This is a genomic window from Frankia alni ACN14a, assembly GCF_000058485.1.
Classification (GTDB): domain Bacteria; phylum Actinomycetota; class Actinomycetes; order Frankiales; family Frankiaceae; genus Frankia; species Frankia alni.
Genome location: NC_008278.1, coordinates 3,949,571 through 3,965,736, shown reverse-complemented (window position 1 = coordinate 3,965,736; position 16,166 = coordinate 3,949,571). Strand labels below are relative to the sequence as shown.

Below are 16,166 nucleotides of genomic sequence, written 5' to 3'. Positions count from 1 at the left end.
CACAGCCACACCGCACGGTGCGCCGCGCCCGGCTGCGCGCCGAGGGCCACGAGATCAGCGATGAGGATTGCCGTCCCCGCTGAAGTTCAAGAACCTCACCGTCCTGGGCCGCTACAGCTTCATCCCTTCCACCCCGCGCCAGGGCCTGCGCCCGCTGGGTGACCCGGACGCCCCCGAGCTGGACGAGGACGACGACGCCCTGGACTGACTGCGCCTTCCGGTGCGCTCGCGTGTGTCACCACGCCGCAGTCCCGCCCAGGGGGTGAAGCTGGGAAGGTGATGACGACCTGCGCAGAGTGCGGGGCGTGGGAGTGCCGCAAGGTCTTCGGCCTCGCCACCTGGGAAGTTCGCCTGGCCTGACCTGCTGCCCGTCAGTCCGACAGCCAGTGCAGCGCGTCCGCCGGGGTTTTGGCGACGGCACGGATGTTGCCGCGAATCAGCCTGTCCACCAGGGCCGGTGCCGTCTCGGCCCCGGCGCTGAGGCTGTATCCGATGCGCGGCGTGCCCAGGTCACCGGCCGCCGCGCTCTGGGCGGTGTCCCATGCCCGGTCCAGCGCCGCCAGCGCGGGCGGCGCGGACTCCGCCAAAGCCGCACCGGCCGTGGTCAGTACGACGCTACGCGTGTTGCGGACCAGCAGGGGCGTACCGCGTTCGCGCGCTTCGGCTCGCGCCCTACCTGTCAGGATGGCCTGAGACAGGTCGGGTCTGGTGCGCGAACGTCGCCTGCGCGCGCTCGAACCGGCGTTCGGTCGCGTGGGAGGTGTCGAGGGCGGCGGCTGCGGTGGCCAGGATGAGCGCGGTGAGCGTGAGGGCCAGGACAGGACGCGGTTTCGGCGGTGGCTCCCGCAGTGCCCGTGCCCGATGGGCGAGGTCGGTATGCACGGCGCCGAGCGCCGCGGTCGGCACGGTCGCTGCGCCGGCGCGGGCGCGGGCGAGGCCGGCGCGGGCGAGGGCCCGGACGGCGACAACGCGGTTGTCGCTGGTCGCGGCGGCGTCTTCGTCGGCCCAGCGTTCGACGGCGAGCCGGACGGCGGCGGCGGGTGCCCGCAGCAGTGGGTTGGCGGCGGCGGCGAGGTCGGCGAGCTGGGTGTAGGCGTGGTGGCGGTGGCGCAGGTGGGAGTGTTCGTGGGCGAGAAGCACGCGGCGTTCGTCCGGGGGCAGCGCGCGCAGCATCGCGGTGGATACCACGATCCGGCCGGTGAGTCCGGGCAGGGTGTAGGCGTCGGCCCGGTCGTCGTCGACGACGACGAGACCGGTGGGGGCGGGTCCGAGCCGGCGGCAGGTGAGTTCGGCCGCGGCGAGATCCCGGCCGACACCGACGGCCCGGCGGGTGGCGGCGGCGAGCAGCCCGGCCACAACGGCGGCCGGCAGCAGTCCGGCGGTGACGGGCAGCGGGTCGTGGCCGCGCACGACGGTGGCCGACCAGTGCCCGACCGCGGCGAGCATGGGCATCGGGGCGAGCAGGGTGAAGGCTGCGACCGACAGGATGAAACCGGTGGCGAGCGCGGTCACCAGGCAGGCAGCGGTGAGCAGCCGGGTGGCGGCGGCGGGCGGGAGCCGCCGGCCGAGCCAGCCGCCGCCGGCGGCCAGCAGCAGGCTCGTGACGAACGGGACGAGCGCGACGGCCGTCATCGCCCGGGGCCGCCGTCGATGTTGTCGGCCTCGGCGTCCGGCTGGTGGGTGGCGAGGAGGTCGGCGAGGAGCTGTTCGTCCTCCGGTCGCAGATCCGCGACGAACCGGGCGAGTGTTTCGGCCCGGTGGGTGCCGGCGCCGAGCAGGCGGGTCATCTGCCGGGCGGTGAGCGCGGCGTCGAGGGTGTCCGGGTCGGCGGCAGGGGCGTAGGTGTAAGAGCGGCCTGCGGGCGTCCGGGTCAGGGCGCCCTTGTCGTGCAGGCGAGCGAGGGTCGTCATCACCGTGGTGTAGGCCAGTGGTTCGCCGAGCTCGGCGAGCGTTTCGGCCGGGGTGAGCGGTCGGCCGGCCGCCGCGATCGCGGCGAGTACCTCCCGTTCGAGTGCTCCCGGTTCGCGTCTGGGTCTTCGCGCTGCTCTCACCTCCTCGCTACTACTGGATTGACAGTACAAGGTGTCTGGAGGTCGAGCATGCCGCGCGAAGGCTCCGTGGCGGCCGTCGAGGCGCCCCCTTCGGCGGTGCTGACCCTGCCACCCGCCGTGTCCACGGTCTACTATTCATCGAGTAGTAGAATTGTGGATGTTCGACGGGAGGGCGTGTGGCGGTCGGTGTTCCGGCGGTGGAGGCCACCGGGCTGGTCAAACGGTTCGGTGGTCTCACCGCGGTGGATCAGGTGGATCTTCGGGTGGATGTCGGGGAGGTGTACGGCATCCTCGGCCCGAACGGCGCCGGGAAGACGACGTTCCTGCGGATGCTGTTCGGGCTGATCCGGCCGGACGCGGGGACGTTGCGGGTCTTCGGCCGGACCTGGGCCGAGGCGGGACCGTCGATGTTGGACGGGGTCGCCGGGTTCATCGAGAGTCCGAGGTTCTACCCCTACCTGTCCGGCCGGCGGAACCTGAACCTGCTCGCCGGCCTGGACGGCGGCGGGGCGGACAGCCGGATCGACGAGGTGCTCGACGTCGTCGACCTCGCCGGTCGGGCGGGTGACAAGGTCGGGGGCTACTCGTTCGGGATGCGCCAACGGCTCGGGGTCGCCGCGTCGCTGCTGCGCGACCCACGGCTGCTCGTTCTCGACGAGCCGGCCAACGGCCTGGACCCCGCCGGCATCCGGGACATGCGTGCCCTGGTCACAAGGCTCGCCGCCGGGGGGCTGACCGTGCTGCTGAGCAGCCACAACATGGACGAGGTCGAGGAGATCTGCGACAACGTCACCATCATGCGCACCGGCCGGGTGGTCTACCACGGCTCGATCGACCAGTTGCGCGCCCAGGCCCCGGACCCGTCCCACCGGCTGGTGACCAGCGACGACGCCCAGGCACTGCGCCTGGCCGCCGACCATCCGGCCGTGGCCGTGGCCGTCTCCGGCCACCCGGACGGCGGCCTGGCACTGCGCGCCCAGCCGGCCGACGCCGACGCCTACGTCCTCGCGCTCGGCCAGGCCGGCGTGGCGGTCCGGGCCCTGCACCTGGAGATCGCGCCGCTGGAGTCGCTGTTCTTCATGCTCACCGAAACCGACCCGACGGCCGGACGTGACGTGCCCGCCCAAACCCCGCCGGATGCCCTCGCCGGAGTGACCTCGTGACCACCCCAGCCACCACCGCGACAGCCCCGGTGCCGCCCGCGGCAGTCCACCCCCGGCCGGTCGGCCGGGGCCGGGTGATCACCGCCTTCCGGTGGGAGATCATCAAACTCGCCGCCCAGGCCCGCACCCGGGCCACCCTCGCCGTCTGCCTGCTCGCCCCCTTCGTGTTCGTGGTACTCCTCGACCGCCAGGACCGCCTGCCGAAGGACACCCTCTACGGCCGGTGGGTGCACGCCAGCGGCTTCGCGACGCCGCTGCTCATCCTCGGCTTCGCCGCCCAATGGGTGTTCCCGCTGCTCACCAGCCTCGTCGCCGGCGACATCTTCGCCAGCGAGGACCAGCACGGCACCTGGAAGACGATCCTCACCCGTTCCCACAGCCGCACCCAGATCTTCTGGGCCAAGTCCCTGGCCGCGGCCACCTTCGCCACCGCCGTCCTCACCGTCCTCGCACTGAGCTGCCTGACCGCCGGCGTGCTCCTCGTCGGACACCAGCCACTGGAAAGCCTGTCCGGCACCCTGCTGCCCCCGGGCCGCACCGCCGGGCTGGTCCTCGCCGCCTGGGCCACCGCCCTGCCACCCCTGCTCGGCTTCACCGCCCTCGGGATCATGCTGTCGGTGCTCACCCGCAGCAGCCCCGCCGGAATCGTCGGACCGATCATCCTCGGCCTGCTCATGCAGCTCTACGCCTTCCTCAACGGCGCCGACACCATCCGCCACCTGCTGCTCGTCACCCCCTTCGACGCCTGGCACGGCCTGTTCGCCGCGCACCCGTACTACGGACCGCTGCGCGACGGCACGTTCGTCAGCGTCGGCTACCTCGTCATCTGTCTGGCCGTCGCCTACACGGCGCTGCGCCGCCGCGACATCACCGGAGGCTGACCCGCATGCGCCTGCACCGCCTCGCCTCCGGCCGACTGCTCCGCGCGGCCGTCGCCGCCAGCGCCGCCACCGCGCTGACCGCCGCCCTCGCCGGCTGCGCCACCGACGTCACCCGACCGCGCGTCGAAGGCTCCCTCGGCCCCGTCTTCGCCAACCTCTACGTCCAACAGCAGACCCTGCTCGGCCACCCCGGGCTCACCCCGACCGCCATCGCCGCCAGACCCACCTGCCACCGCAGCACCCCCGGATCCCACGACAAAGGCGCCGGCAGCGACTGGATCTGCCAGGTCGGCTGGACCGACGGCACCGGCAAGACCCAGAGCGGCAAGTTCGAACTCCAGGTCCGTTCCAACGGCTGCTACCAGGCCGGCGGCCCCAGCAAGATCGTCGGACCAATCATGATCCGGAGCGTCGCCGGCAAACAGGTCATCAACCCGGTGTTCGAGTTCGACGGCTGCTTCGACACCACCTGAACCCCACCCGAGACGGGAATCCCGCGCGGAACGGCGCCCGTCCGAGCGTGCTTGTGACAACCGAGTGGCCGGCGGGCGAGCCACTTCGACGAGCGGAGACACGGTCGTGCATGAACTGACGTACCTGCAAGCGGGCGTCATCGGACTCCTCCAAGGAATCACCGAACTGTTCCCGGTCTCCAGCCTGGGCCACTCGGTGCTGATACCGGCGCTGATCGGCGGTTCCTGGCAGCACCTGGTGACCGAAAACGCCTCCGGCAACAGCGAGGGCTCGCCCTACCTGACGTTCGTCGTCGGGCTGCACGTTGCCACCGCCGTCGCCCTGCTGGTTTTTTTCCGGTCCGACTGGGCCCGCGTCATCCGGGCCTTCCTCACCACGCTGCGCACACGGCGCATCGAGACCTCGGCGCAACGGCTCGCCTGGCTGATCGTGGCCGCGACCGTCCCCGTCGGAATAATCGGCCTGGCGTTGGAACACACCTTCCGCACCCTGTTCGCCAAACCGCTGGCCGCCGCACTGTTCCTGACCGCCAACGGAATGATCCTGCTCGCCGGAGAACGGCTGCGCCGCCGCAGCGAACAACGCGCCGGCACACACCAGGCCAGCGCCAGGGCCGAGCCGGCAACCATCCCGCTCACCGTTCCCGCCCCAGCCACCGTCCCCACGCAGACCACCAGCGCGCCGGGCGGCCGGGCGACAGCCCGCCACACGACCGCACCCCGCGGTGGCCTCGTGGTGTCCGAGCACCGCAGCCTCGACACGCTCGCCTACCGGGAAGCCGGCGTGATCGGCCTGTTCCAGACCCTGGCGCTGCTCGCCGGCATCTCCCGCTCCGGCATCACCATGGTCGCCGGCCTGCTACGTGGCCTCGACCACGAAGACGCCGCCCGCTTCTCCTTCCTGCTCGCCACCCCCGTCATCCTCGCCGCCGGCCTGCTCAAGCTCCCCGCCCTGGCCGGCCCCGCCGGCGACGGCATCCGCGGCCAGGTCATCCTCGGCGCGCTGATCGCCGGCATCGCCGCCTACCTGTCCATCCGCTTCCTGGTCCGCTACTTCGAGACCCGCACCCTGACCCCCTTCGCGATCTACTGCCTGCTGACGGGCGCGCTGTGCACCGTACGTTTCGCCATCGCCTAGCTCATGCCGACCGCAGAGCCGGGGCCCGGTTCCAGCGGTCGGTTTCCCTCACCCCATCGGTCCGGTCTCGATGAACACGCCTACGGCGGCCGGTGGTGGGGTGCTGCACCACCTGCTCGTCCTGCACGGACCGACGGCCTATGCCCTGGTCGGGGTTCTCGCGTTCGCCGAGGCCGCGGTCTTCGTCGGGTTCGTGCTGCCCGGCGAGACCGCCGTCATCCTGGGAGGGGTCCTGGCGAGCCAGCAGGCGGTCAGCCTGACCGGCATGGCCGCCGTCGTGGTCGTCGCCGCGATCAGCGGCGACTCCGTGGGCTACGAGATCGGCCGGCACTTCGGCGAACGGCTCCTGAACCTCCCACTCCTACGCGACCGCCGCCCAGACCTCGACCGGGCTCTCGCCTACCTGCGGGCCCACGGCGGGCGAGCGGTGTTCCTCGGACGGTTCACCGCGTTCCTGCGCGCGGTCACGCCGGGACTGGCGGGCCTGTCCCACCTGCCCTACCGGCGATTCCTCGCCTTCAACGCCGCCGGCGGCCTGCTCTGGGGTGTCGGGTTCACCCTGCTCGGCTACGCCGCCGGCGCCTCCTACGCCAGCATCGAGAAGGCCGCCGGATGGGCCTCCACCGGCCTCCTCGTCCTCATCCTCGCCGTCGCGGTCGGCCTGCACCTCCACCGCCGACACCGCCACGTCACCAACCCCGACCCGCCCATCCCCCCCACACCCCCGCCGGACCGGTAAGCGGCCCGGCCACGCACCACCTTCCTTCCCTCGCCGCCATCCAGACATTCACCGCCTTCCGTACAGCCGGGACAGCAATTGCAGTCACTCGGGTTCCTCGCCAGAGTGCATCGAGCTGGTGGGATGCCGGACCGGGGCCGCTGTCGTGTCGGCGGGGCGCCGGGCGCGGTGCGGGCCGTGCGGTCTGCTCGCGGAGGGCGGCGAGCTCGGGCAGGAGGGATCGGCCACGCCGAGCTGCTCGGCCATGAAGTCCAGCACCGCGGTCGGGACGTCGAGCGGGTCTTCCAGGAACATCCCCACCCAGCGGACCGTGACGAGGTGGAGACTGAACCCGAGCTTCATGTGCTCGCCACGGTGACGCTCGACCAGCGCCCGATCCTCGTCATCGACGAAGAACACACGCTCCAGGTCAGCCCGCGAGGGCGCTCCCGCGTACCGGCCGTACGCCGCCGCCTCGTCATCCGTTGTCACGCTTGTCGGTCCCCCGTCGTCGCCGTAGCAAGTCACTCACTGTCCGACATCGTGATCTCAGCCTGGTTGCGTCGCCCACCGTGGCCGTCCCTGCGACACCCGCGACCCGGTCGCTCCCTACACTGGATGGGCTCGAACGCCGTGCCCGACCTGCCTGCCCTGCCTGCCGCGAGGGAGCTGCCGATGGCCACCGGAGTACTGATCGCCGAGAGCCTGCGCGTGGGAACGGTCCTGGACGACCTGCCGCTGCTCGTGCGGAAGATCCAACGATCGGCGTCGGGAAACGCCACCGCCGACCAGCCGCCCGTCTGGACGCTGATCTCCTTCGACGTCGCGGACGCTCAGGCCGAGGCTCTGTCCGCGCGGCTGAGCGAGGTTCTGGACGAGTCCGGGTGGTACGTGGACCTGCACACCGCCGAGGAGAGCCTCATCGCGTTCCCCGGTCGCGTCTTCCGCTACCCGCGCGGTGACCCCGCAGGGCCGCACCGAAGCCGAGGAGCACGGCCGCGCCCTGGGCATACCCGACTCCCAACTCGACTGGCCGACCTGACTGCGATGCGTGTGGGCTCGCACGGCGACAGCGACGGCGAGCGCGCAGTCCCGCCGATCCGTCACCACGGTCGAACGTCGTGATCACCGCGCCCGGTCCGCCGCCGCTGCGCGGCCACGTCGTGAGCCGCCTGGCCGACCTGCTGGTGACCTCGGCCCCCGACCGGGTACTACGCGTCGCGATCGACGGACCGGACGCCGCGGGCAAGACGACGTTGGCCGACGAACTCGCCGACGCGGTCACCCGCCGGGGCCGACCCGTCGTGCGCGCCGGTGTCGACGGCTTCCACCAGCCCACCCACGTGCGTCGGCGACGAGGATCGATGTCGGCCGAGGGATACTTCCTCGACGCGTTCGACTACCCCGCCCTGCGGCGCCTGCTGCTCGACCCGCTCGGGCCGACCGGTGACCGTCGCTACCGCGACGCCTGCTTCGACCACCGCGGCGACACCCCACTGGACCGGCCGGTCCAGCGGGCGGCCGACGACGCCGTGCTGGTCGTCGACGGTGTGTTCCTCCTGCGCGCGCAACTGCGCGACTGCTGGGATCTCGGCCTGTTCCTCCAGATCAGCCCGGCCGAGTCGCTGCGCCGCGCGCTGCGACGCGACGTCACGCTGTTCGGCTCGGACGCCGCCGTCCGGACGCGTTACGCGGCGCGCTACCTGCCGGCGCAGGAGCTCTACCACGCCCAGGCCGCACCCCGGGACCACGCCGACGTACTGATCGACAACGAGCGCCCGGACCACCCCGTCGTGCTGCGCTGGCCTGTTGCGCGCCGGCCCGCCTGAACCGCGCCGGGGCGCGCGCGGAACGCATCGCCCCGTGCTTCTCCGATCCACATTGTTCGCCCCGTTCCGCGCGAGAGTCCGCGGGAAATGTACCGGTTCCTACGCCGGTTTCCCTGTTTCCGTGTTTGCGCTGCGTGCACAGGACGGATAACACGCAGACGAGTGCCTGGGAACGCCGCCGTCGAGCCGACGACGTCTACCATTCGGGGCCGTCGCGCCGGGCGGTCGTGCGCGGGTTCGAAGGGGCCGACAATGTCCGTGACACGTGGGCGTGCACCGATGGTGATCGCCGCTGCCGTGGCGGGTGTCTGCGGCCTGCTCTCGGCCCCGGCTGCGCTGGCCGCGACCACCGCGGCCACACCGGCGACCGCGGCGACCCGGCCGCCGGTGCAGGTCACCGACCTCGGCCTGCCCGCCGGGGCCTTCCTGCGCTCCAACGCCACCGTCGTCAACGACCAGGGCGTCGTGGCCGGCGGCGGGCCCGACCCGGCCTATGGCTACCACGGATTCATCTGGCGCCAGGGGACGGTGCAGGCCATCGGCGGCACGGCGAACGCCATCAACGGCTCCGGGACCGTCACGGGCACCATCGTGCAGCATTACGACACCACCGCGCACCGGGACGGAACGGGCCTGCCCTACCTGGGGGGCCGGCCCGAGCTGGGGGGATATCGCAGCGGCGCCGACGACATCAACGCCGCGGGAACCATCGTCGGATTCAGCACCGTGAACGACGGTGTGCGCGGCGGAGGAGCCGTCTGGTTCGGCAATTCCGCGGTGAACGTCGGGACACTCGGCGGCACGCAGAGCTCCGCCGCCGGGATCAACGATCGCAACCAGGTGGTCGGGTCGAGCACCCTCGCCAACGGGGACACCCACGCGTTTCTCTGGAGCAGGGGCCGGCTGACCGATCTCGGCACGCTGGGCGGCCGTAACAGCCACGCCGTCGACATCAACAACGCCGGCCAGGTGATCGGCACCAGCGACACCGCCGGCGGCGCCTCACACGCGTTCCTGTGGGACCACGGGCGGCTGATCGACCTCGGCACGGCCCGCCGCGACACGACCAGCACGGCCATCGCGATCAACGACCGCGGTGAGGTCCTCGTGAGCAGCAGCGACGGCACCGCCACCCACGGCTTCCTCTGGCGCGGCGGACGACGCGGGGACCTGGGTGGCCTGGGCGGCCGTGACACCGTGCCGGCGGCGTTGAACAGCCGCGGTGAGGTCGCCGGCAAGGCCACGCTGCCCGACGGGCGCACTCACGCGTTCCGCTGGTCCGAGGGCTCGATCCTCGACCTCAGCGGCGCGGACGTGGCCGAGAGCGAGGCCTACGACCTCAACACCACCGGGCTCGTCGTGGGCGGCGCCGACGTGCCCGACAGCACCCACCACCACGCGATCATCTGGCGGATCGGCCGGCCCTGAGCGCCCCGACCGCCGGGCTTCCTCTGCCCTGGGCCCTCAGCGTCTCCCACCCGCCCCGGCGGACGGGAACCGGTTTCCCCTGCTCCTGCCCTGCGGCGACCACGCCGCGTCGCGTGCCTGCGACCATGACCCTGTGACGACCCCGGACATGTCTGATCCCGCCACGAGGAAGGCCACGGCAGCGGCGTGGCGCGCCATCGCGAGCCGATCACGGCGCGAGGCCGTTCAGCTCGCGGGACGCGGCCGGCGTCACCCGGACCAGACGGTCGCCGAGGCCGCCGACGGATGGGCACGGATGATCCTTCGCCCGGTCTGGTGGAACCGCGTTCCCGCCTGGACGCTCACCGCGTTCGGGCTGGTGCTCGCCGCGGGCGCCGTCCTGCTGTCCGATCCGGTCCTGGCGGTCGGCGCCTTCGTCGTCCTCGCCTGCGGCTGCCTTGGATGGCTCACGCACCGCGCCGCCTCGCGCATCCTCGCCGCCTCGGCGGACACCGCCGCGTAGGGCTGCGTCCGGGCATGCGGGTGGTGGGTCGGCCCGGCACGTCCAGGTCGCCGCAGCGCGGTGCCTGTTCGCGGCGCCACTACTAGACAATGCAAGGTACCCGGCTTAGTCTGGACGCATGGCGCCGACGCATGATCCTCAGCTGCTCAAGGGCGTCCTGTCGCTGCTGCTGCTGCGGCTGCTCGCCGAGCGGGAGTCCTACGGCTACGAGGTCGTCCAGCGGCTGCGCGAGCTCGGGCTGACCGACATCGGCGAGGGCAGCGTCTATCCGGCGCTGGCCCGCCTGGAACGTGAGGGTCGGCTCCACGGGCGGCTGGTCGCCTCCCGCTCCGGGCCGGCCCGCAAGTACTACCGGCCGACTCCGGCCGGATCCCAGGCGTTGGCGCAGGGCACCGCAAGCTGGTTGTCGCTGGCCGCGGTGGTCCACCCCGTGCTGGTCCGCAGCCTCCCCGATCCGCCCAGCGCCACCCCGCCCGAGTCGCCGGCCACCCCACCGACCGCCATCCCGCCCGAGGCCGCCCCGCCCACCGGCACCCCGCCCACCGGCGCCTCGCCCACCGTTACGGAGGACACCTGACGATGGCCACCTCGCCGAGCACCCTCGACCGGCTGCGGATCGAACGCACCGTGTGGACGATGAACACCCGGCTGCAGGACCTGCCGCGCCGCTCCCGGACCGCCCTGCGCCGGGAGCTGCGCGCCGACCTGCATGCCGCGGCCGCGGACGTCGGCGCCCGCCAGGCCGTGCGCCAGCTCGGGGACCTGCGTGTCCTCGCCGCCGGCTACCTCGCCGCCGAGTACGGCGAGCTGGCGCGCCGCCCGTCCTGGACTGCGGCCGCCGTCACGATCTTCGTCGTCGAGGGCGTCATGATGCTGGTCGACTATGTCGCCAGGACCGCCTTCGACGCCGGGATCACCGCGACGCCCGACGCCACCGGCACCTTCCGCTGGGCGGGGGTCCCCTACCTGACCAGCGACGCCACCTTCACCTACCAGCACGGATCCCACACCTCGGTCGGTGGGGCGTGGACGCCGCTGGTCTACGTGCTCATGCTCGGCGGGGCCTTCGTCGCCGGGCGCATGTGGCGGCTGCTGTTCGCCCGCCAGCGCCCCGGCACGCCCCTGTCCGTCGAGGCCCCACCCGCCGTCCACGGGGACGGAAACGGCGGCCGGGTCTGACGTCCGAACCCCTATACGCGGCTCGAGTTCGTTCCCCGCGGGCAGGGGGCTGGCGGCGCGCCGGGCGGTCCGCGCAGAATCAGTGCAGACGCGAAAGCAAACCCAGGACCAGGGCGTCGAACGGGCGTTCGACACGATGGGGGTGCGTGTGCTGTGCTGGTGGCTGTGGAGCAGGACGTACGGTGGCGCATCGACGTCGCCTGGGACGGCGAGCATCGCTACATCGCCGACGAGCTCGGCTGGCGGCTGACCGACGATCCGCACGAGGCGCGCACCTGGCCGACCCGGCCGCAGGCCGTGCGCGAGGCGACCGCGTTCGCACGGGCTCGCGCCTGGCGCATCGAATACGGCGGCGCCGCCATCGCACCGGTGCCGGCGATCTGGGGGCCGGACACGACGCAGGGGGAACCGCCCGCGCGGTCCTCCCCGTCGTAACTGTCGCACTCCAGGGGTCGAGGTCGTGGGAAACGTCAGTCCGAGCGGCGGAAACCGCCCTCGGTGTTGATGGTCTGCCCGGTGATCCAGGCGGCGTCGTCGGTCGCGAGCCAGGCGACGAGGCGGGCGGGGTCGTCCGGGGTGCCCCAGCGTTGCCGGGGGAATCGGCGGCGGACGGCGGCGTAGAGCTCGGGTGCGGCGTAGCCGGTGTCCACGGGCCCCGGATTGACCGCGTTGACGGTGATGGCCTGGTCGGCGAGATGGTCCGCGAGGGTGCGCGTGATGGACGCGAGGGCCCCCTTGCTGGCTGCGTAGGCGACCTCGTCGCGCATCGGTCCGAGGTCCTGCCCCGAGGTCATGACGATGATCCGTCCGCCTCGCCGGCCGTCGTGCTGCGCGGCGAAGGCCTGCGCCAGCAGAATGGTCGAGCGGGTGTTGACGGCCCAGTGGGCGTCGAGCATGGCGGCGTCCAGGGTGCCCAGCGGACCGTCACCGCCGCTGCGAGCGTGGTTGCACACGAGGATGTCGAGGTGCCCGACGGCGTCGCGGGCACTGTTGACCACCTGTTCGGGTGCTTCGGCAACGGCGAGGTCGAGCTCCAGGTGGTGGACGGCCGCCTGGCCGTCGCCGCGGGCGGCGGCCACACCGTCGATGACCGCCTGGGGCCCGCCGGGATCGGCCCCCCAGGGCTGGTCCCGGTCGTGCGGCGTGTAGTGGTGCAGGAACAGTGTCGCGCCCAGGGCGGCGAGGCGTCGGGCGGTGGCGTATCCGATGCCCGCACGTCGGCTGACGCCGGTGACCAGCGCCGCCCTGCCGCGCAGCGGCAGCGCTTCGTGGCGGGGCTGGACCGGGTCGGGTTCGACGAGAGACATGATCGTCATTCTCGGTGCCGGGATGGTTACGCGCCACGGATCGGCGCGCGGGTGGCGCGGCGTCGCCTACTTCCCTCGGGATGGGAAGAAACTCCGTCACAACCGGGGGGAATTTGCCTGACCCTGTTGCGCGCCTCGGCATTTCCTGACCTATTTCAGGGGCCGGTAGCGTCAGAATCATGGAATGGAGTTTTCAGTCGGCCGAAAGGCTCGCGGCCGCACTGCGTGCCGGTGACGTGACCTCGGCGGAGCTGACCGACGAGGCGATCGCCCGTATCGAACGGGACGACAAGGTGATCAACGCGATCTGCGTGCCGGACTTCGACCGCGCGCGGGACGCCGCGCGCGGCGCCGACCAGGCGCGCGCCCGCGGCGAGGACCGGCCGCTGCTCGGCATCCCGGTGACGGTCAAGGAGTCCTACAACATCGCCGGACTGCCCACGACCTGGGGCATGCCGCAGCACGCGAACTACCTGCCGGCCCAGGACGCGGTACAGGTGTCGCGGCTCAAGGCCGCGGGCGCGGTGGTGCTCGGCAAGACCAACGTCCCGGTGGGGCTGCAGGACATCCAGAGCTTCAACGAGATCTACGGCACCACCAACAACCCGTGGGATCACGGTCGCACGCCGGGCGGCTCCTCCGGTGGGTCGGCGGCGGCCCTGGCGTGCGGGTTCGGCGCGCTGTCCATCGGCTCCGACCTCGCCGGCTCGCTGCGTACCCCCGCCCATTTCTGCGGCGTCTACGCACACAAGCCGACACTCGGGCTGGCGGCAACCCGCGGCATGGTCGCGCCTGGCGCGCCGGCACTGCCGACCGACCTCGACCTCGCCGTCGTCGGTCCGATGGCGCGCACCGCCCGCGACCTCGCCCTCCTGCTCGACGTCATGGCCGGACCGGACCCGCTGACGGGCGGCGTGGCGCACACCGTGGCGCTGCCGCCCGCGCGCCACGAGCGCCTCGCCGACTTCCGGGTCCTGGTCCTCGACGAGCACCCGCTGCTGGCGACCGGGTCCGCCGTGCGGGCGGGCGTGCACCGGGTGGCCGACGCGCTCGTCGACGCAGGAGCCCGCGTCGAACGGCACACGGCGCTGCTGCCCGATCTGACCGACGCCGCGACGCTCTACACGCAGTTGCTGTTCTCGGGTTCCGTCGCGCGTTTTCCCGTCGAGGCGTACGAGCAGCTGCGGACCCGCGCCGCCGGGCTGAGCGCGGACGACCGCAGTCTCGACGCGACGCGGCTGCGCGCCATGGTGTTCAGCCACCGCGACTGGATCGAGGCGAACAACCGTCGCGAGCTCCACCGCCACGGCTGGCGGCAGCTGTTCGCCGAGTTCGACGCCGTGGTGTGTCCGATCACGCCGACTCCCGCGTTCGGCCACGACCACAACCCCGATCCCCTGGAACGCCGGATCGACGTCGACGGCGTCGAGTACCCGTACTTCGACCAGCTCGTCCTGGCCGGCCTGGCCACCATGGCGGGCCTGCCGGCCACCGCGATACCCGCGGGTCGGTCCCCCGTGGGCCTGCCGGTGGGAGTGCAGCTCATCGGCCCGATGTTCGAGGACCGCACCCCGCTGCGGCTGGCCGAACTGCTCGAGCAGAGGATCGGCGGCTTCCAGGCACCGACGTAGGGCGTACGTCGGGCGTACCGGCGGGAACACCCGCCACGGCCCCCTTCCGGTGGGTGTCCGGTCCCCGCCCCACCTCCGCCGTCCGCGACGTCACGGCAGCGGTCAGGCCTCGAGGAAGACGATGTCCTCCGGGGGGACGGTCAGGGTGACCTTCTCCTGCCCGCTGGCGGGATCGGTGCGCACCCGGACCAGGGTGTCCAGGGCGGTGGCGTGACCCGCCGGAACGGTGAACAGCCGGTCGTCGCCGGCAGCGAGGAAATCCGCGAAACCGGCCAGATCCACCCCGCCGGTCTCATCCAGGGTCAGGTACTCCGCCAGCCGGCGGAACAGCTTCGGCAGGATGACCAGATCATCGGTGAGCTGCGCGCGGGAGGTGACGGTGAACCCGGACGTGGTGGCGTCGAGTTTCCAGAGGCCGCTCGCCGCGGCGCGCACCGCGGTGGTGGTCGCGGCGAGATCGGCGCGCAGGTCGACGTACAGCTTCGAATAGAACGTCGGATACACCCAGCCGGCGGCCAGCAGCCGGTGGTTGACCGACCGGTGCAGCCCGTCGACGTCGAGGAACACCGCCGCGCCGTCGGTCTGCCCCGCCGGCGGCGCGCCGGCGAAGGCCATCGCCACGGCGCGGCCGTACTTGTCGGCGAACCGGGTCAGGATGTACCCGTCGGTCTGGGTGGGGGTGGCGGCGGTGACGGTGCCGCGGGCGTCGCGGGTGACCTCGGTGAACCCCAGTTCGTGCAGCAGGGCGTCGCCGGCGCCGCGACCGAACTCGGCACGCTGATGCCATTCCCGGCCGTGCGGCGGGGTGTAGTGCGTCTCCAGCGCGTCGATGGCGTCCAGGCGAAGCTGCACCCCACCCGCCCGGTTGGCCTTCACCGTGATGCCCGCCCGGCGGAACGCCTGCGAGTTGTGCGGGTAGAAGCGGACCGAGTCGCCGTCCGGGGAGGCGCCCACCACCCGGAAGGTTCCGGCGATCAAAGTCAGAGGCATGGACCACACATTCCCCTGCGGCCCAGGCGGAATGCGGATCGTCACCGTGAATGTCCGATGAACCCTTGCCGCCGTGCGCGATTGTTCGCCGTCACGGGCGTCACCGCCGCAGCCGTCACGCTTGGCGCTGGCGGGGCGGGGCTGACCGACGTCGGGCGTCAGGAACGGCGGCGGCGCGGCGGAGCCGTGCGCTCGCGGGCCCAGTCGTACCAGGACGCCGGCAGGTCGGGGGCGCCCAGCACCGCCGTGGCCAGCGCCGCATCGTGCCCATGGTAGGCGCGGGCGAGCGCGCTGACCCCGACCGCCGTCGGCGCACCCGGCGTGACGTCGATGGCGTCGCCGGCGCCCAGCTCTCCCTCGGTGAGCACCCGCAGGTAGATCCCCGGCCGCCCGGCGGCGGCGAACCGCCGCGGCAGGCTGCGATCGGCGAAGCGGATCCCGAGCTTGAAGCACGGGATGCGCGGCTGGGCGACCTGCAGCCGCGCCGACCCGATCGACCACACCTCGCCGACGACGACCCCGGCCGCGTCCAGCCCGGCGATGGTCAGGTTCTCCCCGAACGCCCCCACCGGCACGTCGCGGCCCAACTCCCCCGCCCACCAGGCGAGATCCTCCAGGGTGTAGGCGTAGACGGCCTTGTCCGGACCACCGTGGTTGACCAGGTCGGCCTGCCGGTCGCCGTCGAGATTGTGCCGGCGCACCGCGATCCGCCCGGCCACCGGCTCCTTCCAGATCGCCGTCATCACCTCGCCGCCGTCGCCGCCGGTGCCGCGGGGGACGGCGCGGGGTAGACCCACGTTGACCGACACCACCCGTGGGCCTCGCACCCCACCGATCGGGCCGTGCGCACCACTCATCCCAGCCTCCCGACCCCGC

The 16,166-nt window shown here is 72.6% G+C and carries 21 protein-coding genes; 14 read left to right on the top strand and 7 right to left on the bottom strand.

The features are described from left to right. The first annotated feature begins 67 nt into the window (after window positions 1–67). Window positions 68–208, top strand: a complete 141-nt coding sequence (locus FRAAL_RS33770) for a hypothetical protein (protein ID WP_011604824.1) — start codon at window positions 68–70, stop codon at window positions 206–208. Between the two features lie 163 nt (window positions 209–371). On the opposite strand, the gene FRAAL_RS31730 is transcribed toward FRAAL_RS33770, so the two are convergent. The 3 genes from FRAAL_RS31730 to FRAAL_RS16090 form a co-directional block, all read right to left on the bottom strand. Next, a complete protein-coding gene (locus FRAAL_RS31730; RefSeq protein WP_011604823.1) occupies window positions 372–587 on the bottom strand; it encodes a hypothetical protein in 216 nt (71 codons plus the stop codon). Window positions 588–672: 85 nt separating this feature from the next. Continuing rightward, window positions 673–1,632 (bottom strand): M56 family metallopeptidase, encoded by a 960-nt coding sequence (locus FRAAL_RS16095; protein WP_011604822.1) that lies wholly within the window; start codon window positions 1,630–1,632, stop codon window positions 673–675. Next, window positions 1,629–2,051 (bottom strand): BlaI/MecI/CopY family transcriptional regulator, encoded by a 423-nt coding sequence (locus FRAAL_RS16090; RefSeq protein WP_011604821.1) that lies wholly within the window; start codon window positions 2,049–2,051, stop codon window positions 1,629–1,631. The genes FRAAL_RS16095 and FRAAL_RS16090 overlap by 4 nt, the downstream gene beginning before the upstream one ends. A gap of 176 nt (window positions 2,052–2,227) precedes the next feature. Between FRAAL_RS16090 and FRAAL_RS16085 the strand changes: the two genes are divergently transcribed. The 5 genes from FRAAL_RS16085 to FRAAL_RS16065 all read left to right on the top strand — a co-directional run bounded on the left by FRAAL_RS16085 (window position 2,228) and on the right by FRAAL_RS16065 (window position 6,445). Continuing rightward, window positions 2,228–3,214 (top strand): ABC transporter ATP-binding protein, encoded by a 987-nt coding sequence (locus tag FRAAL_RS16085; protein WP_011604820.1) that lies wholly within the window; start codon window positions 2,228–2,230, stop codon window positions 3,212–3,214. Further along, window positions 3,211–4,095, top strand: a complete 885-nt coding sequence (locus FRAAL_RS16080) for an ABC transporter permease (RefSeq protein WP_011604819.1) — start codon at window positions 3,211–3,213, stop codon at window positions 4,093–4,095. Before FRAAL_RS16085 ends, FRAAL_RS16080 begins: the two co-directional genes overlap by 4 nt. A 5-nt stretch (window positions 4,096–4,100) precedes the next feature. Then, complete coding sequence (locus FRAAL_RS16075) at window positions 4,101–4,568, top strand: hypothetical protein (RefSeq protein WP_011604818.1); 468 nt, start codon at window positions 4,101–4,103, stop codon at window positions 4,566–4,568. Window positions 4,569–4,674: 106 nt separating this feature from the next. Then, window positions 4,675–5,706: an undecaprenyl-diphosphate phosphatase gene (locus FRAAL_RS16070; RefSeq protein ID WP_011604817.1), complete on the top strand. Its 1,032-nt coding sequence runs from the start codon at window positions 4,675–4,677 to the stop codon at window positions 5,704–5,706. Window positions 5,707–5,776: 70 nt separating this feature from the next. After that, window positions 5,777–6,445: a DedA family protein gene (locus FRAAL_RS16065; protein WP_011604816.1), complete on the top strand. Its 669-nt coding sequence runs from the start codon at window positions 5,777–5,779 to the stop codon at window positions 6,443–6,445. A gap of 84 nt (window positions 6,446–6,529) precedes the next feature. On the opposite strand, the gene FRAAL_RS16060 is transcribed toward FRAAL_RS16065, so the two are convergent. After that, a complete protein-coding gene (locus FRAAL_RS16060; RefSeq protein ID WP_063822640.1) occupies window positions 6,530–6,916 on the bottom strand; it encodes a DUF4158 domain-containing protein in 387 nt (128 codons plus the stop codon). Between the two features lie 183 nt (window positions 6,917–7,099). Here FRAAL_RS16060 and FRAAL_RS16055 point away from each other — a divergent pair, with 183 nt between their 5' ends. The 7 genes from FRAAL_RS16055 (at window position 7,100) to FRAAL_RS16025 (ending at window position 11,797) form a co-directional block, all read left to right on the top strand. Then, window positions 7,100–7,549 (top strand): hypothetical protein, encoded by a 450-nt coding sequence (locus tag FRAAL_RS16055; protein WP_231861023.1) that lies wholly within the window; start codon window positions 7,100–7,102, stop codon window positions 7,547–7,549. Beyond that, on the top strand, window positions 7,546–8,253 hold the full coding sequence (locus FRAAL_RS16050) for a nucleoside/nucleotide kinase family protein (protein WP_011604813.1): 708 nt from the start codon (window positions 7,546–7,548) through the stop codon (window positions 8,251–8,253). The genes FRAAL_RS16055 and FRAAL_RS16050 overlap by 4 nt, the downstream gene beginning before the upstream one ends. A 279-nt stretch (window positions 8,254–8,532) precedes the next feature. Next, the gene (locus tag FRAAL_RS16045; RefSeq protein ID WP_050997143.1) at window positions 8,533–9,681 is read left to right on the top strand and encodes an HAF repeat-containing protein; all 1,149 of its coding nucleotides are present in this window, start codon (window positions 8,533–8,535) and stop codon (window positions 9,679–9,681) included. A 295-nt stretch (window positions 9,682–9,976) separates the two neighbouring features. After that, window positions 9,977–10,183, top strand: coding sequence for a hypothetical protein (locus FRAAL_RS16040; protein WP_011604811.1), 207 nt, complete (start codon window positions 9,977–9,979; stop codon window positions 10,181–10,183). A 118-nt stretch (window positions 10,184–10,301) separates the two neighbouring features. Further along, entirely contained in the window at window positions 10,302–10,760 is a 459-nt protein-coding gene (locus FRAAL_RS16035) for a PadR family transcriptional regulator (protein WP_011604809.1), read from the top strand. Window positions 10,761–10,762: 2 nt separating this feature from the next. Further along, a complete protein-coding gene (locus tag FRAAL_RS16030) occupies window positions 10,763–11,362 on the top strand; it encodes a hypothetical protein (protein ID WP_011604808.1) in 600 nt (199 codons plus the stop codon). A gap of 159 nt (window positions 11,363–11,521) precedes the next feature. Next, a complete protein-coding gene (locus FRAAL_RS16025; RefSeq protein ID WP_231861022.1) occupies window positions 11,522–11,797 on the top strand; it encodes a streptomycin-6-phosphate phosphatase in 276 nt (91 codons plus the stop codon). Between the two features lie 35 nt (window positions 11,798–11,832). Here FRAAL_RS16025 and FRAAL_RS16020 read toward each other — a convergent pair whose 3' ends face one another. Continuing rightward, window positions 11,833–12,669: an SDR family oxidoreductase gene (locus FRAAL_RS16020; RefSeq protein ID WP_157734400.1), complete on the bottom strand. Its 837-nt coding sequence runs from the start codon at window positions 12,667–12,669 to the stop codon at window positions 11,833–11,835. 179 nt (window positions 12,670–12,848) lie between these two features. On the opposite strand from FRAAL_RS16020, the gene FRAAL_RS16015 reads away from it, so the two are divergent. Next, the gene (locus tag FRAAL_RS16015; RefSeq protein WP_011604804.1) at window positions 12,849–14,300 is read left to right on the top strand and encodes an amidase; all 1,452 of its coding nucleotides are present in this window, start codon (window positions 12,849–12,851) and stop codon (window positions 14,298–14,300) included. Window positions 14,301–14,402: 102 nt separating this feature from the next. Here FRAAL_RS16015 and FRAAL_RS16010 read toward each other — a convergent pair whose 3' ends face one another. Further along, complete coding sequence (locus FRAAL_RS16010; RefSeq protein ID WP_041940604.1) at window positions 14,403–15,290, bottom strand: hypothetical protein; 888 nt, start codon at window positions 15,288–15,290, stop codon at window positions 14,403–14,405. 158 nt (window positions 15,291–15,448) lie between these two features. Then, window positions 15,449–16,147 carry an MOSC domain-containing protein gene (locus FRAAL_RS16005; RefSeq protein WP_083866809.1) on the bottom strand — a complete coding sequence of 233 codons (699 nt, stop codon included), beginning with the start codon at window positions 16,145–16,147 and terminating at the stop codon, window positions 15,449–15,451. Between the last annotated feature and the right edge of the window lie 19 nt (window positions 16,148–16,166).